This window comes from Sphingomonas rubra (assembly GCF_900115745.1).
Taxonomy (GTDB): domain Bacteria; phylum Pseudomonadota; class Alphaproteobacteria; order Sphingomonadales; family Sphingomonadaceae; genus Sphingomonas; species Sphingomonas rubra.
Genome location: NZ_FOXP01000011.1, coordinates 58,544 through 84,359 on the forward strand (window position 1 = coordinate 58,544; position 25,816 = coordinate 84,359).

The 25,816-nt window shown below is 69.1% G+C and carries 27 protein-coding genes and 1 other RNA gene; 20 read left to right on the forward strand and 8 right to left on the reverse strand.

Annotation, left to right across the window (positions count from 1 at the left end):
* Positions 1–57: 57 nt before the first annotated feature.
* The 3 genes from rimP to BM145_RS13570 are packed head-to-tail and all read left to right on the forward strand — an operon-like array spanning position 58 to position 2,506.
* On the forward strand, positions 58–624 hold the full coding sequence (gene rimP / locus BM145_RS13560; protein ID WP_093334200.1) for a ribosome maturation protein RimP: 567 nt from the start codon (positions 58–60) through the stop codon (positions 622–624).
* Positions 624–2,273, forward strand: a complete 1,650-nt coding sequence (gene nusA / locus BM145_RS13565) for a transcription termination factor NusA (protein WP_093334201.1) — start codon at positions 624–626, stop codon at positions 2,271–2,273. The genes rimP and nusA overlap by 1 nt, the downstream gene beginning before the upstream one ends.
* Positions 2,273–2,506 (forward strand): tautomerase family protein, encoded by a 234-nt coding sequence (locus tag BM145_RS13570; protein WP_093334202.1) that lies wholly within the window; start codon positions 2,273–2,275, stop codon positions 2,504–2,506. Before nusA ends, BM145_RS13570 begins: the two co-directional genes overlap by 1 nt.
* A 79-nt stretch (positions 2,507–2,585) precedes the next feature.
* Here BM145_RS13570 and BM145_RS13575 read toward each other — a convergent pair whose 3' ends face one another.
* Positions 2,586–2,903: a GIY-YIG nuclease family protein gene (locus BM145_RS13575; protein ID WP_093334203.1), complete on the reverse strand. Its 318-nt coding sequence runs from the start codon at positions 2,901–2,903 to the stop codon at positions 2,586–2,588.
* A gap of 139 nt (positions 2,904–3,042) precedes the next feature.
* Between BM145_RS13575 and BM145_RS13580 the strand changes: the two genes are divergently transcribed.
* The 10 genes from BM145_RS13580 (at position 3,043) to BM145_RS13625 (ending at position 13,747) form a co-directional block, all read left to right on the forward strand.
* Positions 3,043–3,750 carry a DUF448 domain-containing protein gene (locus BM145_RS13580; protein WP_093334204.1) on the forward strand — a complete coding sequence of 236 codons (708 nt, stop codon included), beginning with the start codon at positions 3,043–3,045 and terminating at the stop codon, positions 3,748–3,750.
* On the forward strand, positions 3,747–6,569 hold the full coding sequence (gene infB / locus BM145_RS13585) for a translation initiation factor IF-2 (RefSeq protein WP_093334205.1): 2,823 nt from the start codon (positions 3,747–3,749) through the stop codon (positions 6,567–6,569). Before BM145_RS13580 ends, infB begins: the two co-directional genes overlap by 4 nt.
* A 111-nt stretch (positions 6,570–6,680) precedes the next feature.
* Entirely contained in the window at positions 6,681–7,067 is a 387-nt protein-coding gene (gene rbfA / locus BM145_RS13590; RefSeq protein ID WP_093334206.1) for a 30S ribosome-binding factor RbfA, read from the forward strand.
* Between the two features lie 21 nt (positions 7,068–7,088).
* Positions 7,089–7,361 (forward strand): AbrB/MazE/SpoVT family DNA-binding domain-containing protein, encoded by a 273-nt coding sequence (locus BM145_RS13595; protein ID WP_093334207.1) that lies wholly within the window; start codon positions 7,089–7,091, stop codon positions 7,359–7,361.
* Entirely contained in the window at positions 7,358–7,750 is a 393-nt protein-coding gene (locus BM145_RS13600) for a type II toxin-antitoxin system VapC family toxin (protein WP_093334208.1), read from the forward strand. Before BM145_RS13595 ends, BM145_RS13600 begins: the two co-directional genes overlap by 4 nt.
* Positions 7,750–8,325 carry a thymidine kinase gene (locus BM145_RS13605; RefSeq protein ID WP_093334209.1) on the forward strand — a complete coding sequence of 192 codons (576 nt, stop codon included), beginning with the start codon at positions 7,750–7,752 and terminating at the stop codon, positions 8,323–8,325. Before BM145_RS13600 ends, BM145_RS13605 begins: the two co-directional genes overlap by 1 nt.
* On the forward strand, positions 8,325–9,344 hold the full coding sequence (truB, locus tag BM145_RS13610) for a tRNA pseudouridine(55) synthase TruB (RefSeq protein ID WP_093334210.1): 1,020 nt from the start codon (positions 8,325–8,327) through the stop codon (positions 9,342–9,344). Before BM145_RS13605 ends, truB begins: the two co-directional genes overlap by 1 nt.
* Complete coding sequence (gene rpsO, locus BM145_RS13615; RefSeq protein ID WP_093334211.1) at positions 9,341–9,610, forward strand: 30S ribosomal protein S15; 270 nt, start codon at positions 9,341–9,343, stop codon at positions 9,608–9,610. The genes truB and rpsO overlap by 4 nt, the downstream gene beginning before the upstream one ends.
* Positions 9,611–9,770: 160 nt before the next feature.
* Positions 9,771–12,131, forward strand: a complete 2,361-nt coding sequence (pnp, locus tag BM145_RS13620; protein ID WP_093334212.1) for a polyribonucleotide nucleotidyltransferase — start codon at positions 9,771–9,773, stop codon at positions 12,129–12,131.
* Between the two features lie 122 nt (positions 12,132–12,253).
* Positions 12,254–13,747, forward strand: coding sequence for a Fic family protein (locus BM145_RS13625; RefSeq protein WP_093334213.1), 1,494 nt, complete (start codon positions 12,254–12,256; stop codon positions 13,745–13,747).
* 112 nt (positions 13,748–13,859) lie between these two features.
* Here the strand turns inward: BM145_RS13625 and ssrA are convergent.
* Positions 13,860–14,204: a transfer-messenger RNA gene (gene ssrA, locus BM145_RS13630) on the reverse strand.
* 36 nt (positions 14,205–14,240) lie between these two features.
* Here ssrA and BM145_RS13635 point away from each other — a divergent pair.
* The gene (locus BM145_RS13635; RefSeq protein ID WP_093334214.1) at positions 14,241–14,672 is read left to right on the forward strand and encodes an RrF2 family transcriptional regulator; all 432 of its coding nucleotides are present in this window, start codon (positions 14,241–14,243) and stop codon (positions 14,670–14,672) included.
* A 161-nt stretch (positions 14,673–14,833) separates the two neighbouring features.
* Here the strand turns inward: BM145_RS13635 and mscL are convergent, their stop codons facing one another.
* Entirely contained in the window at positions 14,834–15,313 is a 480-nt protein-coding gene (mscL, locus tag BM145_RS13640) for a large conductance mechanosensitive channel protein MscL (protein WP_093334215.1), read from the reverse strand.
* Between the two features lie 103 nt (positions 15,314–15,416).
* On the opposite strand from mscL, the gene BM145_RS13645 reads away from it, so the two are divergent.
* The 4 genes from BM145_RS13645 to BM145_RS13660 are packed head-to-tail and all read left to right on the forward strand — an operon-like array spanning position 15,417 to position 18,022.
* Positions 15,417–15,998: a LemA family protein gene (locus BM145_RS13645; protein ID WP_093334216.1), complete on the forward strand. Its 582-nt coding sequence runs from the start codon at positions 15,417–15,419 to the stop codon at positions 15,996–15,998.
* A 1-nt stretch (position 15,999) separates the two neighbouring features.
* Positions 16,000–16,872, forward strand: a complete 873-nt coding sequence (locus BM145_RS13650) for a TPM domain-containing protein (protein ID WP_093334217.1) — start codon at positions 16,000–16,002, stop codon at positions 16,870–16,872.
* Entirely contained in the window at positions 16,872–17,531 is a 660-nt protein-coding gene (locus tag BM145_RS13655) for a TPM domain-containing protein (RefSeq protein WP_093334218.1), read from the forward strand. The genes BM145_RS13650 and BM145_RS13655 overlap by 1 nt, the downstream gene beginning before the upstream one ends.
* On the forward strand, positions 17,528–18,022 hold the full coding sequence (locus BM145_RS13660) for an NUDIX hydrolase (RefSeq protein ID WP_093334219.1): 495 nt from the start codon (positions 17,528–17,530) through the stop codon (positions 18,020–18,022). The genes BM145_RS13655 and BM145_RS13660 overlap by 4 nt, the downstream gene beginning before the upstream one ends.
* A 173-nt stretch (positions 18,023–18,195) precedes the next feature.
* On the opposite strand, the gene BM145_RS13665 is transcribed toward BM145_RS13660, so the two are convergent.
* From BM145_RS13665 to BM145_RS13675, 3 genes are all read right to left on the reverse strand, one after another.
* Complete coding sequence (locus BM145_RS13665; protein ID WP_093334220.1) at positions 18,196–18,477, reverse strand: ETC complex I subunit; 282 nt, start codon at positions 18,475–18,477, stop codon at positions 18,196–18,198.
* A gap of 9 nt (positions 18,478–18,486) precedes the next feature.
* Positions 18,487–20,937 (reverse strand): ATP-dependent helicase HrpB, encoded by a 2,451-nt coding sequence (gene hrpB / locus BM145_RS13670; RefSeq protein WP_093334221.1) that lies wholly within the window; start codon positions 20,935–20,937, stop codon positions 18,487–18,489.
* 400 nt (positions 20,938–21,337) lie between these two features.
* The gene (locus BM145_RS13675) at positions 21,338–22,348 is read right to left on the reverse strand and encodes a polyprenyl synthetase family protein (RefSeq protein WP_093334222.1); all 1,011 of its coding nucleotides are present in this window, start codon (positions 22,346–22,348) and stop codon (positions 21,338–21,340) included.
* Positions 22,349–22,451: 103 nt separating this feature from the next.
* Here BM145_RS13675 and BM145_RS13680 point away from each other — a divergent pair, with 103 nt between their 5' ends.
* Positions 22,452–22,742, forward strand: coding sequence for a chorismate mutase (locus tag BM145_RS13680; protein ID WP_093334223.1), 291 nt, complete (start codon positions 22,452–22,454; stop codon positions 22,740–22,742).
* Positions 22,739–23,419, forward strand: a complete 681-nt coding sequence (locus BM145_RS13685) for a dTMP kinase (RefSeq protein ID WP_245739350.1) — start codon at positions 22,739–22,741, stop codon at positions 23,417–23,419. The genes BM145_RS13680 and BM145_RS13685 overlap by 4 nt, the downstream gene beginning before the upstream one ends.
* A gap of 399 nt (positions 23,420–23,818) precedes the next feature.
* Here the strand turns inward: BM145_RS13685 and BM145_RS13690 are convergent, their stop codons facing one another.
* Both BM145_RS13690 and BM145_RS13695 read right to left on the reverse strand, forming a co-directional pair.
* Entirely contained in the window at positions 23,819–24,622 is an 804-nt protein-coding gene (locus BM145_RS13690) for an SDR family NAD(P)-dependent oxidoreductase (protein ID WP_093334224.1), read from the reverse strand.
* A gap of 11 nt (positions 24,623–24,633) precedes the next feature.
* Positions 24,634–25,767: a Gfo/Idh/MocA family protein gene (locus BM145_RS13695; protein ID WP_093334225.1), complete on the reverse strand. Its 1,134-nt coding sequence runs from the start codon at positions 25,765–25,767 to the stop codon at positions 24,634–24,636.
* Between the last annotated feature and the right edge of the window lie 49 nt (positions 25,768–25,816).

Below are 25,816 nucleotides of genomic sequence, written 5' to 3' on the forward strand. Positions count from 1 at the left end.
GGATGAAGAGGCTGCGGGGCCGGGCTCCGCGGCGCCGAGCCGGCTTGGAGTTTCCGTTTGACCGACACCGCTCTTCTGACCGCCCTGATTGAACCCGAAGCAAAGGCGCTCGGCTTCGACCTGGTGCGCGTCAAGATGACCGGCGGCAAGTCGGACCCGACGCTCCAGGTGATGGCCGAGCGACCGGACACGCGCCAGCTGACCATCGACGACTGTTCCGCGCTGTCGCACCGCATCTCCGACCGGCTGGACGAGGAGGAGGCCGCCGGCCGCGACCCCATTCCCGAGGCGTACCGGCTGGAGGTCTCCTCCCCCGGCATCGACCGTCCGCTGACCCGGTTGCGGGACTATGCCGATTGGCAGGGCCATGAGGCGCGCATCCGCCTCCACGAGCCGCAGGACGGCCGCAAGCAGCTGACCGGCGATCTGGCGGGGGTCGAGAACGACCGGATCACCGTCGATCTCGGGAGCCATGGCCAGGTCACGATCGGCTTCGACCAGATCGACCATGCCAAGCTGACGATGACCGACCGGCTGATCGCCGCCACCGCGCCCCTGTCCACCGAGGGCGCCGACGAATTCGAAGAATTGCCCGAAGACGCACAAGCAGAGGATAATCACTGATGGCCACCGCCACCGCCAACCGCGCGGAGCTGATCGCGATCGCCAATTCGGTCGCGACCGAGAAGATGATCGACCGCGCGATCGTGATCGAGGCGATGGAGGACGCGATCCAGCGCGCGGCGCGCACCCGCTACGGCCAGGAGATGGACATCCGCGCCAAGCTCGACGCTAATTCCGGCGACCTGCGCCTGTGGCGGGTCGTCGAGGTGGTCGAGCTGGTCGACGACCTCTACAAGCAGGTCGACGTGGCGGGCGCGCAGAAGCTGCAGGAAGGCGCAAAGGTCGGCGACTTCCTGGTCGATCCGCTGCCGCCGATCGAGTTCGGCCGCATTCAGGCGCAGGCGTCCAAGCAGGTCATCTTCCAGAAGGTCCGCGACGCCGAGCGCGAGCGCCAGTTCGAGGAGTTCAAGGACCGCCAGGGCGAGATCATCACCGGCGTCGTCAAGCGCGTCGAGTTCGGCCACATCGTCGTCGATCTCGGCCGCGCCGAGGGCGTCATCCGCCGCGACGCGCAGATCCCGCGCGAGGTGGTGCGCGTCAACGACCGCATCCGGTCGCTGATCCTGAAGGTCGTCCGCGAGAATCGCGGGCCGCAGATCTTCCTCAGCCGCGCGCATCCCGACTTCATGAAGAAGTTGTTCGCGCAGGAAGTGCCCGAGATCTACGACGGCATCATCACCATCCAGGCCGCCGCGCGCGATCCGGGCAGCCGCGCCAAGATCGGCGTCATCAGCCGCGATTCGTCGATCGACCCGGTCGGCGCCTGCGTCGGCATGAAGGGCAGCCGCGTGCAGGCGGTGGTGCAGGAGATGCAGGGCGAGAAGATCGACATCATTCCCTGGTCGCCCGACATCGCCACCTTCGTCGTCAACGCGCTCCAGCCCGCCAGCGTCAGCCGCGTCGTCATCGACGAGGAGGAGGAGCGGATCGAGGTCGTCGTACCCGACGACCAGCTGTCGCTCGCCATCGGCCGCCGCGGCCAGAACGTGCGCCTCGCCAGCCAGCTGACCGGCAAGGCGATCGACATCCTGACCGAGGCCGACGCCTCCGAGAAGCGCCAGAAGGAGTTCGTGCAGAATTCCGAGACGTTCCAGAACGAGCTGGACGTCGACGAGACGCTGGCGCAGCTGCTGGTCGCCGAGGGCTTCTCCAGCCTGGAGGAGGTCGCCTATGTCGAGCTCGACGAGATCGCGCAGATCGAGGGCTTCGACGAGGATCTGGGCGCCGAGTTGCAGAGCCGCGCGCAGGAAGCGCTGGAGCGGCGCGAGCAGGCCAACCGCGAGGAGCGTCAGGGCCTGGGCGTCGAGGACGCGCTCGCCGACCTGCCCCACCTGACCGAGGCGATGCTGGTCACGCTCGGCAAGGCGGGCATCAAGACGCTCGACGACCTCGCCGATCTCGCGACCGACGAGTTGGTCGAGAAGAAGCGCGTCGAGCCGCGCCGCCGCAACGACGACGCCCCCAAGCGGCCGGAGCCCAAGGGCGGCATCCTGTCGCAGTACGGCCTGTCCGACGAGCAGGGCAACGAGATCATCATGGCCGCCCGCGCGCATTGGTTCGAAGACGAGCCGGTTGCCACCGGCTCTTCGGGGTTCGAGGACGAGGAGGCGCCCGCCGCCGACGCCGCGGCAGAGGGCGAGCAGGCCTGATGCCCTTCGTCTCCATCCGCATCTCCGGCACCGCGACCAAGGACCAAAAGTCCGCGATCGTCGCGGATGTCACCCGCTCGCTGGTCGAACGGCTGGGCAAGAACCCGGCCGCCGTCCAGATCGTGATCGAGGAGGTGCGGTTGGAAAACTACGGTGCCGGCGGCATCCTGATCGCCGACCGCGATGCGCCGGCCCCCACGAGGGAGGACGCACATGCGGAACCCTCGCAATGATTCGCTAGCACTCCGCCAGTCCAGCACCCACCGTCACCCCGGCCTTGAGCCGGGGTCCATGGCTCCGCGCGCCCGAACATCAGCGAGGAGGTGGCAACGGCGGCAATCCGAACCCGATCGCCAGATCGTCCCAGCGCGGATTGTCGCGCTCGATCAGCGCGATCTTCCAGTCGCGCAGCCACCGCTTCAGGCGCTTCTCGTGGGCGATGACGGCGTCCATGGTGTCGGCCACCTCGTACCAGACCAGCCGTTTGACCGCGTGCTCGCTGGTGAAGCCGCGCATCCACTCCTCCCGATGTTGGATCAGCCGGCCGATCAGGTTCGAGGTCACGCCGACGTACAAGGTGCCGTAGAAACCGCTCGCCAGCATATAGACGCACGGTTGCCGCTCCCTCATGCCGCAGAGACTGCCGCACCATGGACCCCGGCTCAAGGCCGGGGTGACGAACCTGATAGAGAGCAGCCCTTACCAAGCAACGTCACCCCGGGCTTGACCCGGGGTCCATCCGTCCGCGGACGTGACGCAGGAGGGTCCCATGACTGACCCCGCCCGCTCCTGCATCCTCACCCGCGAGCGCGCCGCACGCGACCATCTCGTCCGCCTCGCGCTCGCCCCCGACGGCCAGGTCCTGCCCGACGTGCGCGCCAAGGCCCCCGGCCGCGGCGCGTGGATCGGCGTCACCCGTGCCGAGCTCGAACAGGCGCTCGCCAAGGGCAAGCTCCGGGGCGCGCTCGCCCGCGCGTTCAAGACGGGCGAGTTCACCCTCTCCCCCGATTTGGGCGCGCTGATCGCCGCCGCGCTGGAGCGTAACGCGCTCGACCGGCTCGGGCTGGAGGCGCGCTCCGGCACGCTGCTGACCGGCACCGACAAGATCGTCACCGCCGCACGTTCCGGCCAGGTCGCCGCGCTCTATCACGCCGCCGACGCCAGCGACGACGGCTGCCGCAAGCTCGCCCAGGCCTGGCGCGTCGGATCGGATCGCGAGGGCAGCGACCTCAAGGGCTTGGCACTGCCGGTGGACCGCCCCATATTGTCGTTGGCGCTGGGCCGCGAGAATGTGGTACACATCGCGCTGACCGACCGCGCTGCGGCCAAGCGGGTGAGCGATGCGCTCGACCGGTGGCTGCACTTCATCGGACCAGAATCTTCTCCCGCACCTTGCGACACGGCCTCGCAAGGCGCATCGGCGCCCCGTTCCGGCGGGGAGCCCGAGGCCGTGACGACGCACGAGGAATTTGAGTGAGCGACACCGACAACGACAAGCCGAAGCTGGGCACGCGCGCGCCATTGGGCCTGCGCCGCACGGTCGAGACGGGGCAGGTGAAGCAGAGCTTCAGCCATGGCCGCTCGAACACGGTGATCGTCGAGACCAAGAAGGCGCGGACGTTCCGTCGCCCGGGCGATCCCGCGCCCGCTGCCGAGGCGCCCGCCGCCCCGGCGCCCGTGCCCGCACCGGCGGCGCCCGCTCCGGCTGCTCCCGCCCCGCGCCCCGCGCCGTCGAACGAGACCCCGCAGGAGCGCCAGGCCCGCATGCTGCGCGAGGCCGAGGACCAGCGCATGCACGCGCTGGAAGATGCGCGTCGTCGCGAGGAGGCCGACCGCGCCCGTGCCGCCGAGGAGGAGCGTGCCCGCGCTGCCGAGCGCGCGCGGATCGCCGCCGCGCCGCCGCCCGCCCCGGAGCCCGAGCCTGCGCCGCCGCCGGTCGAGGCGGCACCCGAGCCGACGCCTGCTCCCACGATCACCGTGGCGACGCCCGCCGGTCGCGGCTTCCGCCCCGTCGCGCGCCCCGAGATCCCCGCCGCGCCCGAGCCGGTCGCCGAGGTACCCGCCCCGGAACCGACACCCGCACCGGTCGCCGCCGCGCCGGCCCCTGCGCCGACGCCGACGCCCGCCCCCGTGCGCGCCGCACCGCCGGCGGCGCCGGCGCCTACGGTGGAACTCGCCCGCGATCCGTCGATGCCGGCGCCGCGCCGCTTCTCGCCGGTCGCCCGGCCCGAGATCCCGAAGCCGCAGCCCAAGCCCGCGCCGGCGCCCGCCCCCGCGGCGGCCGCACCGACGCCTGCCGCCGCCGGCGGCGCCTCGTCCGCGCCGCGCAGCTTCACCTCCGGCTCGGCCACGCCGCGCAACGCGCCGCCCAGCCGTCCGCAGCAGCGCGACCGCAAGGGTGACGAGCGTCGCGGCGGCAAGCTGACGGTCAACCGCGCGCTCGACGACGGTGCCCGCTCGCGCAGCCTTGCGGCGCTGAAGCGTGCCCGCGAGAAGGAAAAGCGCGGCTTCGGCGGCCCGCGCGAGGCGCAGGCCAAGCAGGTCCGCGACGTGCAGGTGCCCGACGCGATCACCGTGCAGGAGCTCGCCAACCGCATGGCGGAGAAGGGCGCCGACTTGGTCAAGACGCTGTTCAAGATGGGCATGCCCGTCACCATGACGCAGACGATCGACCAGGACACGGCCGAGCTGCTGGTGACCGAGTTCGGCCACAACATTGTCCGCGTGTCCGACAGCGACATCGACCTGGCGCTCGACACCACCGAGGACGCGGTCGAATCGCTGAAGCCGCGCCCGCCGGTGGTGACGATCATGGGCCATGTCGACCACGGCAAGACCTCGCTGCTCGACGCGCTGCGCGGCACCGACGTGGTGCGCGGCGAGGCCGGCGGCATTACCCAGCACATCGGTGCCTATCAGGTGACGCTGAAGGACAAGTCGAAGGTCACCTTCCTCGACACGCCCGGCCACGAGGCGTTCACCCAGATGCGCGCGCGCGGCGCCGACATCACCGACATCGTCGTGCTGACGGTGGCGGCGGACGACGGGCTGATGCCGCAGACGATCGAGGCCATCAACCACACCAAAGCGGCCGGCGTGCCGATGATCGTGGCCATCAACAAGATGGACAAGCACGAGGCGAACGCCCAGCGCGTCCGCGAGCGCCTGCTCGAGCATGAGGTGATCGTCGAGGAGATGGGCGGCGAGACGCAGGACGTCGAGGTGTCCGCGCTCAAGAAGACCGGCCTCGACACGCTGATCGAGAAGATCCAGCTCCAGGCCGAACTGCTCGAACTGCGCGCCAATCCCGATCGCTCGGCCGAGTGCACGGTGATCGAGGCGAAGCTCGACAAGGGTCGCGGGCCCGTCGCCACGGTGCTCGTCAATCGTGGCACGCTCAAGGTCGGTGACATCTTCGTCGTCGGCGCGGAGAGCGGCAAGGTCCGCGCGCTGGTCGACGACAAGGGTCGCCAGTTGAAGGAAGCCGGTCCGTCGATGCCGGTCGAGGTGCTGGGCCTGTCGGGCGTTCCGCAGGCAGGCGATCCGCTCCAGGTGGTCGAGAGCGAGGCGCGTGCACGCGAGGTCGCCGAGTACCGCCAGGGCGTGCTGACGCAGAAGCGCACCACCTCGGCCCCGGCCAGCCTGGAGACGATGTTCTCCGCGCTGCGCTCGAACCAGGCCAAGGAATATCCGCTGGTCGTGAAGGCGGATACGCAAGGGACCGTCGAGGCGATCGTCGCGTCGATCAACAAGATCTCGACCGACCTGATCCGCGCGCGCATCCTGCACTCGGGCGTCGGCGGCATCACCGAATCCGACGTGACGCTCGCCGGGGCTTCCGGCGCGCCGATCATCGGCTTCAACGTGCGGCCCAACGCCAAGGCGCGCGAGATCGCCGATCGGCAGAAGGTGGCGTTCAAATATTACGACGTCATCTACGACCTGACCGACGAGATCCGCGCCGGCATGGCAGGCGAGCTCGGCCCTGAGGCGTTCGAGACGGTGGTCGGCCGCGCCGAGATCCGCGAGGTCTTCTCGGCCGGCAAGACGGGTCGCGCCGCCGGTCTGCTCGTCACCGAGGGCGTCATCCGCAAGTCGCTCAAGGCGCGCATCACGCGCAACGACGTCATCATCTACCAGGGCGAGATCGCCTCGCTCCGCCGGTTCAAGGACGACGTGCCCGAGGTCCGCGCCGGTCTGGAGTGCGGCGTGACGTTCACGCAGAACTTCACCGACATCAAGGCGGGCGACTATCTCGAAACCTTCGAGGTCGAACTGCGCGAGCGGACCCTGTAACAACCCGTCATGCCAGCGCAGGCTGGCATCTCCCTCCCGGGAGTGACCTCACCGTCGCTCCCGGGCACGAGACCCCAGCCTCCGCTGGGGTGACGCAGCTGAGGCGGCGTCATGAACAAAGAACCACAGGAAAAATCCGTCCGCACGCTGCGCGTCGGCGAGCAGGTCCGCCATGTCCTCTCGGAAATTCTCCAGCGCGGCGACGTGCACGACGAGACGCTGGCCAGGCACATGGTCTCCATTACCGAAGTACGCATGTCTCCCGATCTGCGCCATGCCACCGTGTTCGTGAAGCCGCTGCTCGGCCGGGATGAGGCGGCGGTGCTGAAGGCGTTGCGCCAGAATACCGCCTACCTCCAGCGCGAGGTCGCGCACCGCGTGCAGAACAAATACGCCGCCAAGCTCAAGTTCCTGGCGGACGAGAGCTTCGACGAGGGCAGCCATATCGACAGCCTTCTCCGCAAGCCGGAGGTCGCCCGCGACCTTGACGAGGCGTGAAGTAAGACGCATCTTACCGCCATGGGCATCGAAATCACCATGTCGTCCAAGGGGCAGATCGTCATCCCCAAGGACGTCCGCGACGCGCTCGGCCTAAAGCCCGGCGGACGGCTGAGCCTGGAACGGCTCGGCAACCGCATCGTCCTGCAAGCCCCGCAACCCCCGCGCGAGCGGATCAGCTACGAGGAATTTCGCCGGCGCGTGCCCAAATACGAGGGGCCGCCCGTCGCGGTGGAGGACATGACGGTCGATTTCGCCGGGCTCGTCCGATGGCGTGAACAGAACGGCGGATGATCGGGGCCGATACCAACATCGTGCTGCGGTTGGTGTTGGACGATGACGACCGACAAGTGGACGCCGCCCGGCGGATCATGGCCGAGAAGCGGCTCGTGGTGCCCACGACGGTCATGCTCGAAGTCGGTTGGGTTCTCGCCAGCCGCTATCAGATGCCGCGCGCGCTGCTCGCGGATACGCTCGAAACGCTGATGGCGCTCGACGGGCTGGAGATTGCCCGCACCGACCTCGTCGGATGGGCCATCGACCGTTTTCGCGAAGGTGCCGACTGGGCGGACATGATTCACCTGGTCGCCTCCAGCAAGTTCGATGGCTTCCTGACGTTCGACAAGCGACTCGTCCGTGACGCTGGATACAAGGCTCCGGTGCCGATCGAGACTCTTTCCTGATGGCCAAGCTCTATTTCTACTACGCATCCATGAACGCCGGGAAGTCGACCAACCTGCTCCAGGCCGACTTCAACTATCGCGAGCGCGGCATGGCGACGATGTTGTTCACCGCCGCGATCGACGATCGGTTCGAGCACGGCACGATCGCCTCGCGCATCGGCCTGTCCGCCCCCGCGACCGCGTTCGATGCGAGTACCGACCTGGCAGCCTGCACGCTCGACAGACAGGCGCGGGAGACATTGAGTTGCGTGCTGGTCGACGAGGCGCAGTTCCTCACGCCCGGACAGGTGGATCAGCTCGCCGCGATCGCCGACGATCACGGCATCCCTGTCCTCGCCTACGGCCTGCGCACCGATTTCCAGGGAGAACTCTTCCCCGGCTCGGCGCGCCTGCTCGCGCTCGCCGACGCGCTGATCGAGATCAAGTCGGTCTGCCAGTGCGGGCGCAAGGCGACGATGAACCTGCGCGTCGATTCGCAAGGTCGCGCCATCGCCGAGGGCCGCCAGACCGAGATCGGCGGCAACGACCGCTACGTCGCGCTCTGCCGTCGCCACCACCGCGAAGCACTCGCCTGATGCACGGCTGGATCATCCTCGACAAACCGCTCGGCCTCGGCTCGACGCAAGGGGTGTCCGCCGTGAAGCGGGCGCTGCGCCAAGGCGGCTACGGCAAGGCCAAGGTCGGCCACGGCGGCACGCTCGACCCGCTCGCGACCGGCGTGCTGCCGATCGCGGTGGGCGAGGCGACGAAGCTCGCCGGGCGGCTGCTCGACGGCGACAAGGTGTACGCCTTCACGATCCGCTTCGGCGAGACGACCGCGACGCTTGACGCCGAAGGGTCGGTGATCGCGACCAGCGACGTGCGCCCGACAGGGGCCGCGCTGGAGGCGGTCCTTTCCCAGTTCACCGGCCCCATCGATCAGCTTCCCCCCGCCTATTCCGCGCTGAAGGTGGACGGCCAGCGCGCCTACGACCTCGCCCGCGCCGGCGAGGAGGTGGTGCTGGCGACGCGGAAAGTGACGATCCACTCGCTCCGTACCTCCCCGGAACGGGGAGGGGAACCATCGGCGCGAGCCGATGGTGGAGGGGTAGTTCCAGGCGCGCCGCTCGTGGCTGCCCCTCCACCCCTTGCTGACGCGAGCGGTCCCCCTCCCCGTGCCGGGGAGGATCTAGAAGAAACCACCCTCGTCGCTCACGTGTCAAAGGGCACCTATATTCGCAGCCTCGCGCGTGACATCGCCGCCGCGCTCGGCACGGTCGGTCACGTCACGATGCTGCGCCGTGTGAAAGCCGGTCCGTTCGACCTGACGCGGGCGATATCGCTGGACAAACTGGCCGAACTCGGGCAGGCGCGCGCCCTTGAACAGGCACTCCTGCCACTGAGGGCGGGGCTGGACGACATCCCGGCTCTGATCCTCGACCCCGACCAGGCAGGGGCGCTCCGCCAGGGGCGCGTTCTGGCCGGGATCGCCAGCCCCGACGGGGCGGCCTTCGCGATGCTCGACGACACGCCCGTGGCGCTGGTCGACGTGCTCGGCGGAGAAGTCCGCGTGGTCCGGGGCTTCAACCTCCCGATGTCGAAGGAAGAATCATGACGATCACTGCCGAGCGCAAGACCGAACTCGTCCGCGAACACGCCCGCCAGGAAGGCGACACCGGTTCTCCGGAAGTGCAGGTCGCGATCCTGACCGAGCGCATCCGCAACCTGACCGAGCATTTCAAGGGTCACAAGAAGGACAACCACTCGCGTCGCGGCCTGCTGATGATGGTCAACAAGCGGCGCTCGCTGCTCGACTATCTCCGCAAGTCGGACGGCCAGCGTTATCTCGATCTGATCGCGAAGCTCGGCCTTCGCAAGTAACGGCAAGGGCGGCCCCGCGGGGTCGCCCTTCTCGCATGTGCCGTCTCCGCAATCCGGCGGGGAAGGCTACGGGGCGACAACTCGCCCCACACCGCCGCGGACCGGCTAAGTCCGCACCATAGGTCCTCCTCGCATCCGGCGTGGAGGTGAAGGAATGACAATGTTCGATACCAAGACCGTGACCACCGAGTGGGGTGGCAAGACGCTGACGCTGGAGACGGGCCGCGTCGCTCGCCAGGCCGATGGCGCGGTGCTCGCCACGCTGGGCGAGACGGTGGTGCTGTGTGCGGTGACCGCCGCCAAGTCGGTGAAGGAGGGGCAGGATTTCTTCCCCCTCACCGTCCACTACCAGGAGAAATATTCGGCCGCCGGCCGCATCCCCGGCGGCTTCTTCAAGCGCGAGCGCGGTGCGACCGAGAAGGAGACGCTGACCAGCCGCCTGATCGACCGCCCGATCCGCCCGCTCTTTCCGGAAGAGTTCCTGAACGAGATCAACGTGATCTGCCAGGTCCTCTCCTATGACGGCGAGAACGAGCCCGATATCCTCGCGATGGTCGCCGCCTCCGCCGCGCTCACCATCTCCGGCGTGCCCTTCATGGGCCCGATCGGCGCCGCGCGCGTCGGCTACGTCGACGGTGAGTTCGTCCTCAATCCGACCAACGAGCAGGTGAAGGCGGGCGACCTCGATCTGGTCGTCGCCGCCACGCACGACGCGGTGATGATGGTCGAGTCGGAGGCCAAGGAGCTGTCCGAGGAGACGATGCTCGGCGCCGTCATGTTCGCGCACAAGGCGTCGCAGCAGGTCATCGACGCGATCATCGACCTGGCCGAGCAGGCGGCCAAGGAGCCGTGGGAGCTGAAGGCCGGCGTCGATGCCAAGGCCGTGAAGGCCAAGCTCAAGGGCATCATCGGCGACGATCTCGCCGCCGCCTACAAGCTTCGCGACAAGCAGCAGCGCCAGACCGCCATCAACGAGGCGCGCGCCAAGGCCCGCACCGAGATGGAGGGGATCAAGCACGAGAACCCGGCCGAGTATCTCGCGTCGCTGAAGCTGGTGAAGAAGCTGGAGGCCGATATCGTCCGCGGCGCCATCCTCAAGGACGGCATCCGTATCGACGGCCGCAACACGAAGCAGATCCGCCCGATCGAGGCGATGGTCCACTTCCTGCCGCGCGCGCACGGCTCGGCGCTGTTCACCCGCGGCGAGACGCAGTCGATCTGCACCACCACGCTGGGTACCCGCGATGCGGAGCAGATGATCGACGGGCTGACCGGGCTCAACTACGAGCATTTCATGCTCCACTACAACTTCCCGCCCTATTCGGTCGGTGAAGTCGGCCGCTTCGGCGCGCCGGGTCGTCGCGAGGTCGGCCACGGCAAGCTGGCGTGGCGCGCGCTGCACCCGGTGCTGCCGTCGAAGGAGGAGTTTCCCTACACGATCCGCGTCCTGTCCGACATCACCGAGTCGAACGGCTCGTCGTCGATGGCGACGGTCTGCGGCGGCTCGCTGTCGATGATGGACGCGGGCGTGCCGCTGAAGCGCCCCGTGTCCGGCATCGCCATGGGCCTGATCCTGGAGGGCAAGGACTATGCGGTCCTGTCCGACATCCTGGGCGACGAGGATCACCTCGGCGACATGGACTTCAAGGTGGCCGGCACCAGCGAGGGCATCACGAGCCTCCAGATGGACATCAAGATCGCCGGCATCACCGAGGAGATCATGAAGGTCGCGCTGGCGCAGGCGAAGGAAGGCCGCGCGCACATCCTGGGCGAGATGGCCAAGGCGCTGGGCGAGACCCGCACCGAGCTGTCGGCGCACGCGCCGCGTATCGAGACCTTCTCGATCGACAAGTCCAAGATCCGCGAAGTGATCGGCACCGGCGGCAAGGTGATCCGCGAGATCGTCGCGCAGACCGGCGCCAAGGTCGACATCGACGACGAGGGCGTCATCAAGGTGTCGTCGTCCGATCCGGCGCAGATCGACGCGGCGGTGGCGTGGATCAAGGGCCTGGTCGAGGAGGCCGAGGTCGGCAAGATCTACGACGGCAAGGTCGTCAACCTGGTCGATTTCGGCGCCTTCGTAAACTTCATGGGCGGCAAGGACGGTCTCGTCCACGTCTCGGAGATCAAGAACGAGCGCGTCGAGAAGGTCTCCGACGTCCTGTCGGAGGGCCAGGCCGTGAAGGTCAAGGTCCTGGAGATCGACCCGCGCGGCAAGGTCCGCCTGTCGATGCGCGTCGTCGACCAGGAGACCGGCGCCGAGCTGGAGGACACCCGCCCCGCCCGCGAGCCGCGCGGTGACCGTCCCGATCGCGGCCCCCGCCGCGACGGCGGCGACCGGGGCGGCAGCCGGGACGAGGGACGCGGCCCCCGTCGCGAGGGCGGCCCGCGCCGCGACCGCGGCGACCGGGGCCCGCGCGGTGAGGGCGGCGAGCGCCCCCGCCGCGACGGTGACGGCGGCAACGACGGCGGCAACGCGCCCGAGTTCGCACCGGCATTCCTGACCGGTGATCGCGACTGATCTCCGGCCATCTCGGCCACGATCGGGGGCTCGGCAGCAATGCCGGCCCCCTTGTCACATAATCGATTTGCCACCGAAGCCGCCGCTGGAAATCGATTTGCCACTTCGGTAATCGTTTCGCCATGGCCGAGGCATTTTCCACACGTACGCCCATCGGCCATATGTGGCTGCGCGAGCATTTCTCGCTCGCCGGTCCACGCCCCTATACCGAAAGCTACGTAGTGCAGGGCGCGCGCCGCATCGAGGTGACTGGCGCCCGAACGGTTGAACTCTACCCGCTGCGATATGCGACCGGCGACGACATCGTGGCGAACCTGCGTTTCGCCCTTCGCTACGAACCGATCGATCTGGGCACCCTGGTCGACGCGCTCGAACGCTCTCCCGATGTGCTGGCGACATGGGTCCGTGCCGAACCGACCGGCAGCTACGCGCGTCGCGCCTGGTTCTTCTACGAGCATTTCACCGGGAAACGGCTGGATTTGCCCGATGCACCCACCAGCAATTACGTCCAGGCACTCGATCCCCGCCGCCATTTCGTCGCCCCGCGCCGCAATGTTCCCCGTCAGCGCGTGATCGACAATCTGCTGGGCGACAGCGGCATGTGTCCCATGGTGCGTCGAACCGATCGGCTCGAAGCGCAGATCGGCACCCATATCGATGCCGAGGCTCGGACGATCATCGAGCGCTACGATCCCGCCATTCTCGCGCGTGCTGTCCGCTACCTCTTTACCAAGGAGACGCGATCGTCGTTCGCGATCGAGGGAGAGAACCCGAGCCCCGACAAGACGGAGCGTTTCGTCTCCGCGCTACGGTCGGCCGCAACCTTTTCCCCCGGTCGCGATGCGCTTATCCGACTCCAGAATGCGATCGTCGACCCGCGCTACGCGGCCACCGGCTGGCGAGACTTCCAGAACTTCGTCGGTGAGACGACGATAGATTTTCGGGAAGAAGTTCATTTCATCTGCCCGCGGCCGGACGACGTCGGGGATTTGATGAACGGCTGGATGCGAATGGCGCATCGACTGCTAGCGGGTGGGGTGGAGCCGGTGATCGCGGCCGCGATCACGGCATTCGCGTTCGTCTTCATCCACCCGTTCGAGGACGGCAACGGACGCATCCACCGCTTCCTGATCCATAACGTGCTGAGCCGTTTGGGCTTCAGCCCCGACAGCCTGATCTTGCCGGTGTCCGCCGCCATTGTCCGCGACCAACGCCGATACGACGAGGTACTCGAAAGCTTCTCGCAACCTCTGCTCGAAGCGATCGATTGGCGGTGGACGTCCGAACGGACGATTTCGGTAACGCCTCCGACAGCGCACTTCTATCGGTTCTTCGATGCCACATTGTTCGCGGAATATCTGTACGATCGCGTGGTCGATACGGTTCGGACCGATCTGGGCGAGGAACTGGGCTTCCTGGCCGCATTCGATCGAGCCTTCGACGGCGTACGCCGAATCGTCGACATGCCCGATCGTCGCGCCAGCCTGCTCGTCCGCCTGATATTCCAGAACGGCGGTCGCCTGTCACAAGCGAAGCGAGATCGGTTCCAAGAGCTTTCAGATGCTGAAATCGCCCTGATGGAAGGCGTGGTCCAAACGGCGATGCGGAGCGAATGATTGATGGCAGATCGATTTTGCACGTGGGAAATCGCTTTAGAAAGCGGCCTACGATGGCAAATCGATTTTGGATGGTGGGGAGCTTCTGTTGCCCGGTGCTCCCCGTACCGCTGGAATCCCCTTCTGTTGCCCGGTGGGGTCCGACCGCGCTATTTTGGAGTAACCTTAGGCCGTGAGGCCCTCAGTTACGCCGCAATCGCGAGTGCTTCGTTATCGTTGGCACTTGTGTAATGGGCCGTTGCGGTGGTCCCATTCCGAGCGAAAACAGCGCTTTTCAACACACGTCGATCCTAGTTCGGCCCCGTCAGAAACGGTGTCCAGAAACACCACCTTATGGTGGAGCCGCCGGGTACTGCCCCCGGGTCCGCTGCGCCTATTGTACGCCGCAGTTTATCGCCATAGCCGGGTAAAACCCGACATTGCCGATATAGGTGGCGGCGGGGCGGAGCGCAAACGCCTTTCGCTTGCCACATTGCGGCGGCATAGGAGGGGCATGCTTACCCAGCGGTCCCGCTACGCGATGCGCGCGATGCTGCTCCTCGCCAAGGCGCCGGTCGGCGGCGCGCCCGTGCCGATGACGCGGATCGCGGCGGAGGCGAACGTGCCGCGCAAGTTCTTGGAACTGATCCTCGCCGACCTGCGCGACGCCGGCCTACTCCACAGCCACCGGGGCAAACACGGCGGCTACCGGCTGGCGAAGCCGACCCACCTCGTCTCGCTCGGCGACGTGATCCGCGTGATCGAGGGGCCGCTCGCGCTCGTTCCCTGCGTCAGTCGCACCGCCTATCGCCGGTGCGAAGATTGCGTGAGCGAGGCCGACTGCGCGATCCGCCACGCGATGATGCGCGTGCGCGACGAGACCGCGCGCATCTTGGACGGGACGAGCCTAGCCGACGCCACGGCGGAGGAACTCGCCGTCGCCTGACCGATCGACCCGAATCGCTGTCCTACAAGCCGGCGTTGTGGGATAAAGGCGTCGAGCATTGCTGCTCACGCTCTTTGTCAGTGCTGCAATCGAAAACGATCGCCCCGGAATGTTTCGTTCCAGGGGTCAATCGAGTCAAGCAATCGTGAACTTCCGCCGGCTTACGCCGCGGGCCTCGCCTTCAACTCGTTCCTGATCTCCCGCAGCAACGCGATCTCGACCGGCTCGGGCGGCGGCGGCGCGGCGGCTTCCTCGGCCGCCTGCTGGTGGCGCAGCCTGGCCGCCTCGCGCTCGGCCAGCGCCGCGAGCTTGTTGACGCTCCGCACCATGGTGAAGATGATGAACGCGACGATCACGAAATTGACCACCTGGGTGATGAACTCGCCGTAGCCGAGCAGCGGCACCCCCGCCTTCTTCAACGCGGCATAGTCGGTCGACCCGCGCAAGCCCGCGGGCACTTCGCCCAGCACCACGAAATAGCTGGAGAAATCCAGCCCGCCGAAGATCCTGCCGATCACCGGCATGATGATGTCGTCGGTCAGCGAGGTGACGATCTTGCTGAACGCGGCGCCGATGATGACCGCCACCGCCAGGTCGAGCACGTTGCCGCGCATGATAAAGGCGCGAAATTCCTTGAGCATCGCCGCTCCCCTCGTTGGAAACCGTGATGCTAGGCGCGGATGGGGGTTTCGCCAAGCCGGAGACGTGTCCTATATGAGTAGGACAGATCATCCAGGAGCATCCATGTCGCGCCGTATCGCCGTCACGCTCGCCCTCACCGTCCCACTCGCCGCGTGCGGGATCAACAGCGTCCCGACCGCCGAGGAGAATGCCAAGGCGCGCTGGGCCGACGTCCAGAACCAGTATCAGCGCCGCGCCGACCTGATCCCCAATCTCGTCGCCACCGTGAAGGCCGCGGGCGCGCAGGAGAAGGACGTGCTGGTCCAGGTGACGCAGGCGCGCGCCGCCGCCAACACCGTGCGCGTGTCCGGTGACGACCTGTCCGATCCCGCCAAGGTCCAGCAGTTCGAGCGTACGCAGGGTGCGCTCGGCCTGTCGCTCCAGCGGTTGCAGGAAGCCTATCCGGAGCTGCGCAGCCAGGGCAACTACACCACGCTGATGAGCCAGCTTGAGGGTACGGAGAACCGTATCTCGGTCGCGCGCAACGATTACAACCAGGCGGTGCAGGCGTACAACACGCGTATCCGCACCTTCCCCGACGCGGTCGGTGCACGCATCTTCTACGGCGCCAAGCCGCTCGTCCCGTTCCAGGCGACGCCCGGTGCGGAGACCGCGCCGACGGTGAACTTCGGCAACGCGGGCTGAGGTGATCGGCCGCCTCGCCTGCCTGCTGCTGCTCCTGTTCGCCGCGGTGGGGGTGCAGGCGCAGACCTTTCCCCCGTTCACCGGCCTCGTCGTCGACGACGCCGACGTGCTGCCTCCTCAAGTGGAGGCGGCGCTCACCGCCAAGCTGGAAGCGCTGCAGCGCGACACCAAGCGTCAGCTGGTCGTGGCGACGATCCGCGACACGCAGGGCTACCCGCTCGAGGAATATGGCTATCGGCTGGGTCGGGCCTGGGGCGTCGGTCTGGGCGACGTCGACAATGGCGCGATCCTGTTCGTCGCGCCGAACAATCCCGCCGGGCAGCGCGGCCCACGGCTGGAGGTCGGGCGCGGGCTGGAGCCGGTGCTGACCGACGCGTGGTCGAGCGTGATGATCCGCGAACGGATGATGCCCCCACTCCGCGCCGGCGACCTGCCGGGCGCGCTGACCGCGGGTGCCGACGCAGTGATCGCGCAGCTTCGCGCCGCGCCGGACGAGATGCAGGCCCGCACCGACGCCGCGGCCGCCACGTTCGACCGCGAGCATCGTCGCACCCCGTCGGGCGACGATGGCGATGCCACGGCGCTGATCTTCTGGGCGGTCGTCATGGGCGGCGTGTTCGTCGCGATGGCGTTCGGACGGCGCGGCGGGCGGCGAGGCGGCCGGCGTTTCCGCGGCGGCGGTGTCGATCCGGCCCTGCCGATCGTGCTGTGGAGCATCGCCAACGAGATCGGCCGTGGGCGCGGTGGTGGCGGCGGCTGGGCCGGCGGATCGGGCGGTTCCGGCGGCGGCAGCGCGGGCGGCTGGACCGACGGCGGCTTCTCCGGCGGGGGTGGCGGCGACTTCGGTGGCGGCGGCGCGTCGGGGGATTGGTGATGCGCCTGACGGCCGAGGATCACACGCTCGTCACCGCCGCGGTCGCCGCCGCGGAACGAGGGACGAACGGCGAGATCGTGACGATCGTATCGCGCTCGTCGGACGCGTATCACGACGCCGCCCTGCACTGGACGATCCTGGCGATGCTGCTGGTGCCGGCGCTGCTCGCCTTCTCCCCCGCCCTCGTCCACGTCGCCTTCGATGACGGAAAGATCGCGCCGTCGACGGCCGCGCTGCTGACGTCGATGCTGGTGATGCAGGGCGTCGCCTTCATCCTCGTCCGGGCGGCGCTGTCCTATCGCCCATGGCGGCTGGCTCTGACGCCTCGCGCCACCAAGGCGCGGCGGGTGCGCGCGCGGGCGCTCGCCCTGTTCGCCGCCGCCGCCGAGCACCGCACCGCTGGCCGCACCGGCGTGCTGCTCTACCTGTCGATGGAGGAGCGCCGGGCCGAGATCATCGCCGACGCCGCGATCCACGGCCGCGTCTCCGCGGACGTTTGGGGCGAGGCGATGGCGGCGATGATCCCCGAGCTGCGCGCCCGCCGCCCCGGCGCCGGCATGGCCGCGGCGGTGGCGAGGATCGGCGCGGTGCTGGCCGAGCATTTCCCCAGAACGGAGAACGACGTGAACGAACTTCCCGACCGGCTGATCGAGCTGTGAGTGCCGAGACCGTCTGGGAGGGCCGGTTCCTCTCCGTCGTCAAGGACGGCAGCTGGGAATATGCCGTCCGCCGGGGCGACATCGACGCGGCGGTGATCGTCGCGCTCGACGGCGAGGACGTGCTGCTGGTCGAGCAGCACCGCATCCCCGCCGGCCGCGTCTGCCTGGAACTGCCCGCCGGGCTGGTCGGCGACGAGGGCGAGGACGAGACGGTGGCCGACGCCGCCCGGCGCGAGCTGGAGGAGGAGACCGGCTACCGCGCCGACACCGTGGAGGAGCTGGGCGAGTTCTACTCGTCGCCGGGCATGACCTCCGAACGGTTCACCGCGGTGCGTGCGACCGGCCTGACCATGGTCGGCGAGGCGGAGGACGGCATCACCGTCCACCGCGTCGCGCGCGGCGAGGTCGCCGCTTTCGTCCGCCGGCGGCGCGCGGCGGGGATCGGAATGGACGCCAAGCTGCTGATCCTGCTCGGCCTCGGCGAGCTGTAGCGGCCGAGGGCTTAGATTCTGATTCGCCCTATTTGGAACAGAACTGCCTCCCCGGCGCAGGCCGGGGTCCAGTCGGGAAGGTCGCGGTAACGAAGCGCAACGCTTTCCATTGCCGTTCCCCAGCTGGGCCCCGGCCTTCGCCGGGGAAGCGCTTCAACCTGAATGGATCAAATCTACCGGAAATTATCCGCGTAGGCCTGGAGCTTCAGCTTCTTCTCGGGCGCCGGCACCAGGTTATAGTCCCAGCCCTGCCGCTCGCAGTGCGCCACCGCCGCCTCCGCGGTCGGGAACAACAGGCGGATCTGGTCGCGCGTGTCGCCGCTGCCGGCCCAGCCGGTCAGGGGATCGGGCTGCTTGGCCTCGGCCGGCTCGAACTCGAGCTGCCACTGGTCGGTGCGGGCGCGGCCGGACTGCATCGAGTTCTTCGGGCGCTGGAAGATGCGGGCGATAGGCATGACCCTCCCTTAACGCGCGCCGCCGGCTTTCGCATCCGCCTTCTTCGTGCGTAGCGTCGCGGAGGCGGCGGCGGGATCGTCCGGCCAAGGATGGCGCGGGTAGCGGCCACGCATCTCCTTGGCGACCGCCGCCCAGCTGCCCGCCCAGAAGCCGGGCAGGTCGCGCGTCGTCTGAATCGGGCGTCCGGCGGGGCTGGTGAGCGACAGGACCAGCGGCACCCTGCCCTCCCCGACTACCGGATGCGTGGCGAGGCCGAACAGCGCCTGCGGGCGAAGCTCGACGCGCGGGCCGCCCTCCGCGGCATAGTCGATGGCGTGGGTGGAGCCGGCGGGGCTGGTGAAGTGGGACGGCGCGACACGGTCGATCGTCGCGGTGCCCGCCCAGCCGATCAGCTGGCGCAGCGCATCGCCGAGTGCGCGCGGCGGGATAGCGTCGAGGCGGCGGCGGCCCTCGACCAACGGCGGCAGCCACTCGTCCAGCCGCTCGACCAGCGTCGCGTCGTCGAGCGGCACGCCGGCATAGGCGGCACGGGCCCGGTACGCGGCGGATGCCTCGTTCCAGGGGAGCAGGCCGAGGCCGTGGCGGCGGACCCCCGCCACCAGCGCGGCGGCGATCGCCACAGGGTCGGCGGTGGGGTCGGGACCGGAGGAGAGGCGTAGCGCGCCTAGTCGCCGCTCGCGCGTCGCGGCGACGCCGCCGGTCGCGGGGTCGAACACCACCTCGCACACCGTCTCGACGCGGTCGGCGAACAGCGACTCGATCGTGACGAGGTCGATCCTCGCCGCGGCGAGGATGCGCGCGCCCGACGCCGCCCCTTGCGTATCGGCGACGGCGAGCCACTCGGCCGCGGCGAGCGGCGATGCGGGGTCGAGCCGGAAGCCGCGACCGCCCGCGGAAGCCCACGCCTCGCCACTGCCGTTGCGGCGGCGCGCGACGCGATCGGGGAAGGCGAGCGCGACGCAGGTGGCGACTTCTTCTCCCCTCCCTGCAAGGGAGTGGACGGGAGAAAGATTTGCCCAGCGCTCCGCCAGTCCCCGCGCCGCCTTCGCCTTGATGCCGCGATCGCTCCGCCAGCGGGCGAGCCGCCCTTCCAGATCGACGTCGTTGCCGCCCAGCCCGCGCTCCTGCAGCAGCACCGCCACCTCGGCGGCCGTGCGCCCCAGCCCGCGCTCGCCTCCGCGGATCAGCATGTGCGCGAGCCTCGGCGGCATCGGCAGCGCGGCGATGCGGCGGCCGTGCGGCGTCGGGCGGTGATCCTCATCCAGCGCCTCGATCGACCGCAGGCGGGCGCGCGCCTCCTCCACCGCGGCGACCGGCGGCGGATCGAGCCAGGCGAGCGCGCGCGGATCGGGCGCGCCCCAGATCGCGGTGGCGAGGACGAGGCCGGACAGGTCGGCCTCCACGATCTCGGGCGGGTCGAAGCGCGGCAGGCCGGCGAAGCCCGCCTCCTCCCACAGGCGATAGGCGACGCCCGGCCCCTGCCGCGCGGCGCGGCCGGCGCGCTGCGTCGCGGCCGCCTGGCTCGCGCGCTCGGTGACCAGGCGGGTCATCCCCGCCGCGCGATCGTAGCGGGGGCGGCGGGCGAGCCCCGAATCGACCACCACGCGGATACCGTCGAGCGTCAGGCTGGTCTCCGCGATCGAGGTGGCGAGCACCAGTTTCCGCGCGCCGTCAGGCTCGGCGCGGATCGCCGCGCGCTGGAGCGGCGGATCGACCTGGCCGTGGAGGTGGTGGAGCCGCACGTCCGCGGGCAGGCGATCAGCCAGCCGGTCGGCGACCCGCTCGATCTCGGCGACGCCGGGCAGGAAGGCGAGCACGCCGCCCTGCTCCTCGGCGAGCGCGCGGCGGATCGCGGCGGCGACCTCGTCCTCCACCTTCAGCGCACCGTTGCGGCCGAGATGGCGGAGCGTCAGCGGGTGGCTGCGGCCTTCGCTCTCGATCACCGGCGCCCCGCCCATCAGCGCGGCGAAGCGGGCACCGTCGAGCGTCGCCGACATCGCGACCAGCCGCAGGTCGGGCCGGAAGGCGGCTTGCGCGTCCAGCGCCATCGCCAGGCCGAAATCACCGTCGAGGCTGCGCTCGTGCACCTCGTCGAACAGCACCGCCGACACGCCCGCCAGTTCGGGATCGGCCTGGATGCGGGCGACGAAGATGCCCTCCGTCACCACGGTGACACGCGTCGCGGCGGAGCGGCGGCTGTCCATGCGGGTCGCGTAGCCGAAGGTGCGGCCGACCTCCTCCCCCGCCAGCGCCGCCATCCGCTCGGCCGCGGCGCGTGCGGCGAGGCGGCGGGGCGAGAGGAGCAGCACCTCGCCGATGCACCACGCCTCGGCGAGGAGCGCGGGGGCGACGGCGGTGGTCTTGCCGGCGCCGGGCGGGGCGACGAGCACGGCGTTGGGTCGCTCGCGGAGGGTGGCGAGAAGGTCGGGGAGGACCGCGTCGATGGGGAGCGGGGTCATGCCCTGCTTTCCGGGGTGGGATAACGGGGGAGGCGCCGGGTTGGTCACGCGGTCCTTTGCCATGGTTGGCGGTTTGTGGAACAGCGGGAAACGCAGGGCGTCCTTACTCGACCGCTGTTATCCCGACAGAGTCGGCGCTTACCCAGCTTAGTAAGCACCCCGGCGAAGGCCGGGGCCCAGTTGGGCAAGGGTCGTATCAAGTTACGACGGCTATTCCACCTGGGCCCCGGCCTTCGCCGGGGTGCTGGGCTGCTTTAGGGCTGTCGGGGGCGATCGATTCCGGGCGACGGCAAAGCCGCCGCTGCGACGTCGAACGGGCTCGGCTGCGCCGACCCGTCGGCCGTGCCGGGCGCTGCTCGCGCTGCTCGCATCGGCGCGGACGTGGCCGCACCTGCGCCCGTCAGTACGCCCGCGCCACCGCGAACTCGACCGCCTCCACCATCGCGTCCTTGGCCTTGCCGCCCGCGAACCCGGCGATGGCGTCGATCGCGCGCTGGCCGTAGTGGCGGGCGCGGGCGAGCGTGTCGTCCACCGCTCGGCTGTCGCGGACCAGGGCGACGGCGTGGGCGAAATCATCGTCGGACGAGCGGCGACCCTCCACCGCGTCCTTCCAGAAGCGGCGCTCGTCCGGACCGCCACGCGCGTAGGCGAGGATGACGGGCAGCGTCATCTTGCCCTCGCGGAAATCGTCGCCCGCGTCCTTGCCCATCGTGCCCGCGTCGGACACGTAGTCGATCGCGTCGTCGACCAGCTGAAAGGCGATGCCGAGGTTGCGGCCATAGGCGTCGAGCGCGGCCTCCTCCTCCTCCGGCCGCTCGGCGACGACGGCGGCGATGCGGCAGGCGGCAGCGAACAGCGCGGCCGTTTTGGCACCGATGATGTCGAGGTAGCGATCCTCGCCCAGGTCGACGCGGCGGGCGGCGGTCAGCTGGTTGACCTCGCCCTCCGCGATCACGGCCGAGGCGTTGGAGAGGATCTTCAGCACCTTGTTGCTGCCGTCCTCCACCATCAGTTCGAAACTGCGGGAGAACAGGAAATCGCCGACCAGCACGCTGGCGGGATTGCCCCAGATGATGTTGGCGGTGCGCTTGCCGCGGCGCAGGTCGCTGCCGTCGACCACGTCGTCGTGGAGCAGCGTGGCGGTGTGGATGAACTCCACCGCCGCGGCCAGCCGGTGGTGGCGCGTGCCGGAATAGCCGATCAGCCGCGCGCTGGCGAGCGTCAGCATCGGCCGCATCCGCTTGCCGCCGCCCGCGATCAGGTGACCGGCGAGTTCCGGGATCAGCGGGATCTGCGACTGCATCCGGTCGAGGATCACCGCGTTGACGGCATTCATGTCGCTCGCCACCAGCGCCAGCATCGGCTCGAGCGAGGGGCTGCGGGGCGCCAGGCGGTGGACGGTCGCGGTCATCGGGCGTGCACGTGGCGGAGCGGGCGGGCGAACGCAACCCCTGCACCGGTCTTGCTCCGTGGGCGCCGTACCCGCAAAGGACGATCGACCAAGGAGGCGAGCGATGGGCGACGACGTGCTGCAAGGATATCGCCAGTCGATCGACAATATCGACGCGGCGCTGGTCCACCTGCTCGCCGAGCGGTTCAAGGTGACGCAGGCGGTCGGCCGGCACAAGGCGACGACCGGCCTGCCCGCCGCCGATCCAGGCCGTGAGGAACACCAGATCGCGCGGCTGCGCCGATTGGCGGAGGACGCGCAGCTCGATCCCGAATTCTCGGAGAAGTTCCTGCGTTTCATCATCGACGAGGTGATCCGCCACCATCAGCGCCAGCAGGGCGGGACGGCGGCGTGACGTCGGCACGGGGAATGCTGGTCGCGATCGAGGGCGGCGACGGGGCGGGCAAGGCGACCGCCGCGGCGGAGGTGGCCGCGCAGCTGGTCGCCGCGGGGCGCAGCGCCACCGTGCTGTCCTTCCCCCGCTACGCCGAGACGCTCGGCGGCCATGTGCTGGGCGAGTATCTCGGCGGGCGCCTGCCGCACATCGCCTCGCCCCGCGCCGCGGCGGTGCTCTACGCGCTCGACCGGATGGAGTCGGCGGGCGCCATCGCCAACGCGGCGGCGAACCACGACGTGGTGGTGTTCGACCGCTACATCGCCTCCAACATGGCCTATCAGGCGGCACAGGAGGACCCCGGCGGATCGGACGCGCTGATGCGCTGGATCGGCCGGCTGGAGATCGACCAGTTCGGCCTGCCGCTGCCTGACCTCAACGTTTATCTCGACACGCCGGCGGACATCGCGCGCGGGCTGATCCTGCGCAAACGCAAGCGCAGCTACACCGACGACCCGCTCGACGCCTACGAGGCCGATGACGGGCTGCAACGTCGCGTGCGCGAGCGATACGAGGCGATGGTGGCGGAAGGGCTGCTCGGCCACTGGGCGCGAGTACCGACCGTCGTCGACGGTGCGCTCCGCCCGCCGCGCGAGATCGCCGCGGCGATCGTTGGGGCGATCGACAGGGCGGCCTGAACGTCATCGCCTCAATTATCATCCGAAGCTTCTGCGAACGTCGCGGTCGGCATCCATCATTCCCTCACCCCGGACCTGTTCCGGGGTCCACCGTGCCGCGAGTCAACGAGCGGCAGCATTAGAGCGGGATGACATCAATCTCACCCGTTCGTGCTGAGCCCTTCGACAAGCTCAGGATAAACTTCGGCGCATGGCGCCGAAGTCGAAGCACGGGCCGCGAACGGTCCACTTGGGGCTTGCCCTTCGACTTCGCTCAGGGCGAACGGTGCTGGGTCAATCCGTCGCCATCATGCTCTAACGGCACGATGGGTGCCGGGACCAGCCCGGCATGACGGAGACGAGACGGGGTCAGCTTGCAATGGCGGACGCGACGCTCGCCGGGATGATGATCCTGAGGCCCTACCCCGCCATCGTCTGCACCGAGCCCGAGTCGACGCGCAGGTTGGCGCCGTTGACGAAGCTTGCCCGTTCCGAGCACAGGAAGACGATCGCCGCCGCCACCTCCTCGGCCCGGCCGCGGCGTTCCAGCACCATGCCGGGCCGCTCCTCGGCCAGGAAGCTGTCGATCGCCTGATCGACGCTCGTGTCCTGCTCGTCGGCGCGCTTCTCCATCATCTTGTCGGTCATCGGCGTCGCGATAAAGGCCGGGCTGACGCTGTTCACCAGCACGTTGTCGGGTCCGTACGCCTTGGACAGGCCCTTGGCGAGATTGAGGAGGCCCGCCTTGGACGCGCAATAAGCGAGCTCGTCGACATAGGGCTGCACCGCATCCTCCGACGCGATCAGGACCACGCGGCCCCATTGTCGCTCCCGCATCGCCGGGATCGCCGCGCGGCAGACGCGCACCGCCCCCATCAGGTTGATGTCGAGCGTGCGCTGCCAGCCCGCATCGTCGACCTCTAGGAAATCGCCGGTCGCGCCGGTGACGCCCGCGCAGTTGACCAGGATGTCGGCCGGGCCGAGCCGCTCCGCCGCCTCCGCCACCATCGCCTCCACCGCCGCCAGGTCGGTGACGTCGGCCTCGATCGCGATCACCTGTCCCAGCGAGGACAGTTCCTTCGCGCTCTGCTCGATCTGGCCACCCGGCCGGTCGCTGATCGCGACGACACAGCCCTCCTCCAGCAGCAGCCGCGCGGTGTGCTTGCCGATGCCCGAATCCGCGCCGGTGACCAGCGCGACCTTGCCCTTGATACCGAAATCCATGGCGGGTCTCCTCAGCGGGTGGGGCTCGACGCGTTGACCTCGTTGCGGGGGGGGCGCTTGTACGACAGCGTCTGCACCTGCCCTTCCGGATCGATGCGGCGCGAGCGGGTGAAGGCCGGCAGCGTCACCGCCTTGCCCGTCTTCAGCGCCTCGACGATGCCCTCGATCACGCGCAGGTCGGCGATCCCTTCCTCGCCGTCCGGCTCGACCTCGCGGTCGTGGAGGATGCAGTCGGAGAAATACTTCATCTCGCCGCCGAACTGGTCGGTCGCCTTGAAGCTCTCGTGCGTCTTCTTGTCGCCCACCGTGCGGTTCTGCTCCAGCGGGTCGCCGAAGCCGTAGGCCGGGCTCATGTGGATCGAACCCTTGGCGCCGGCGATGATGAGGCTGTTCACGTTGTTGACGAAGTAGGAGATGGTGAACTGCGCCAGCCGGTTGCCCGGGAAGCGCAGCGTCACCGCGAACGTGTCGTCGACGTCCAGCCCCGAATCGGGCTGCCGCGTCGCGACCGCCGACACGACCCCCTCCGGCTCCGCGCCGAACAGGTAGCGGGTGGCGTTGATCGGATACGGCCCCATGTCGAACAGCGGCCCCGCCTCGATACCGTTCCTGGCGCGGTGGTTCGCCGGATCGACCATCTGGCCGAAGCAGGAGGTGAAGGCGATCAGCTCGCCCAATTCCCCGTCGCGGATGCGGGTGATCGCGTCCAGCGTTGCCGGCTCGAAGTGGAGGCGGTACGCGACCATCAGCTTGGCGCCCGACTTCTTCGCGGCGGCGGCGATCGCCTCGCTCTTCTCGACCGAGATCTCCAGCGGCTTCTCGCACAGCACGTGGATGCCCGCCTCCAGCGCAGGCACGGCGAATTCCGCGTGGCGCCAGTTGGGCGTGGCGAGATAGATCGCGTCCACCTTGCCCGATGCCAGCATCTCGCCGAACCGCTCGTAGGAATAGGTGTCGGCGATGCCGTACTGCTTGCCGACCTTCTCCGCCTTTTCCGGATCGCCGGTGACGAGCGCGACCAGTTCCGAATTGCCGGTATGCGCGATGCCGGGCATCATCGACGCCTGGGCGATGTCGCCGAGCCCGACGACGGCGTAGCGGACCTTCCGGCTCTCGGTCAGTCCCAGGGCGGATGCGATGCTCATTGGGGGTACTCCTGCGGTTCGGGCGGGGAAACGCGCGTCGAACGCGATC

Excerpts from the sequence above, each read along its gene's own strand:
- nusA (WP_093334201.1), top strand. The coding sequence starts at position 624 with ATGGCCACCGCCACCGCCAACCGCGCGGAGCTGATCGCGATCGCCAAT.
- BM145_RS13570 (WP_093334202.1), top strand. The coding sequence starts at position 2,273 with ATGCCCTTCGTCTCCATCCGCATCTCCGGCACCGCGACCAAGGACCAA.
- BM145_RS13575 (WP_093334203.1), bottom strand. The coding sequence starts at position 2,903 with ATGAGGGAGCGGCAACCGTGCGTCTATATGCTGGCGAGCGGTTTCTAC.
- BM145_RS13580 (WP_093334204.1), top strand. The coding sequence starts at position 3,043 with ATGACTGACCCCGCCCGCTCCTGCATCCTCACCCGCGAGCGCGCCGCA.
- rbfA (WP_093334206.1), top strand. The coding sequence starts at position 6,681 with ATGAACAAAGAACCACAGGAAAAATCCGTCCGCACGCTGCGCGTCGGC.
- BM145_RS13595 (WP_093334207.1), top strand. The coding sequence starts at position 7,089 with ATGGGCATCGAAATCACCATGTCGTCCAAGGGGCAGATCGTCATCCCC.
- BM145_RS13600 (WP_093334208.1), top strand. The coding sequence starts at position 7,358 with ATGATCGGGGCCGATACCAACATCGTGCTGCGGTTGGTGTTGGACGAT.
- BM145_RS13605 (WP_093334209.1), top strand. The coding sequence starts at position 7,750 with ATGGCCAAGCTCTATTTCTACTACGCATCCATGAACGCCGGGAAGTCG.
- truB (WP_093334210.1), top strand. The coding sequence starts at position 8,325 with ATGCACGGCTGGATCATCCTCGACAAACCGCTCGGCCTCGGCTCGACG.
- rpsO (WP_093334211.1), top strand. The coding sequence starts at position 9,341 with ATGACGATCACTGCCGAGCGCAAGACCGAACTCGTCCGCGAACACGCC.
- pnp (WP_093334212.1), top strand. The coding sequence starts at position 9,771 with ATGTTCGATACCAAGACCGTGACCACCGAGTGGGGTGGCAAGACGCTG.
- BM145_RS13625 (WP_093334213.1), top strand. The coding sequence starts at position 12,254 with ATGGCCGAGGCATTTTCCACACGTACGCCCATCGGCCATATGTGGCTG.
- BM145_RS13635 (WP_093334214.1), top strand. The coding sequence starts at position 14,241 with ATGCTTACCCAGCGGTCCCGCTACGCGATGCGCGCGATGCTGCTCCTC.
- mscL (WP_093334215.1), bottom strand. The coding sequence starts at position 15,313 with ATGCTCAAGGAATTTCGCGCCTTTATCATGCGCGGCAACGTGCTCGAC.
- BM145_RS13645 (WP_093334216.1), top strand. The coding sequence starts at position 15,417 with ATGTCGCGCCGTATCGCCGTCACGCTCGCCCTCACCGTCCCACTCGCC.
- BM145_RS13655 (WP_093334218.1), top strand. The coding sequence starts at position 16,872 with ATGCGCCTGACGGCCGAGGATCACACGCTCGTCACCGCCGCGGTCGCC.
- BM145_RS13665 (WP_093334220.1), bottom strand. The coding sequence starts at position 18,477 with ATGCCTATCGCCCGCATCTTCCAGCGCCCGAAGAACTCGATGCAGTCC.
- hrpB (WP_093334221.1), bottom strand. The coding sequence starts at position 20,937 with ATGACCCCGCTCCCCATCGACGCGGTCCTCCCCGACCTTCTCGCCACC.
- BM145_RS13675 (WP_093334222.1), bottom strand. The coding sequence starts at position 22,348 with ATGACCGCGACCGTCCACCGCCTGGCGCCCCGCAGCCCCTCGCTCGAG.
- BM145_RS13680 (WP_093334223.1), top strand. The coding sequence starts at position 22,452 with ATGGGCGACGACGTGCTGCAAGGATATCGCCAGTCGATCGACAATATC.
- BM145_RS13690 (WP_093334224.1), bottom strand. The coding sequence starts at position 24,622 with ATGGATTTCGGTATCAAGGGCAAGGTCGCGCTGGTCACCGGCGCGGAT.
- BM145_RS13695 (WP_093334225.1), bottom strand. The coding sequence starts at position 25,767 with ATGAGCATCGCATCCGCCCTGGGACTGACCGAGAGCCGGAAGGTCCGC.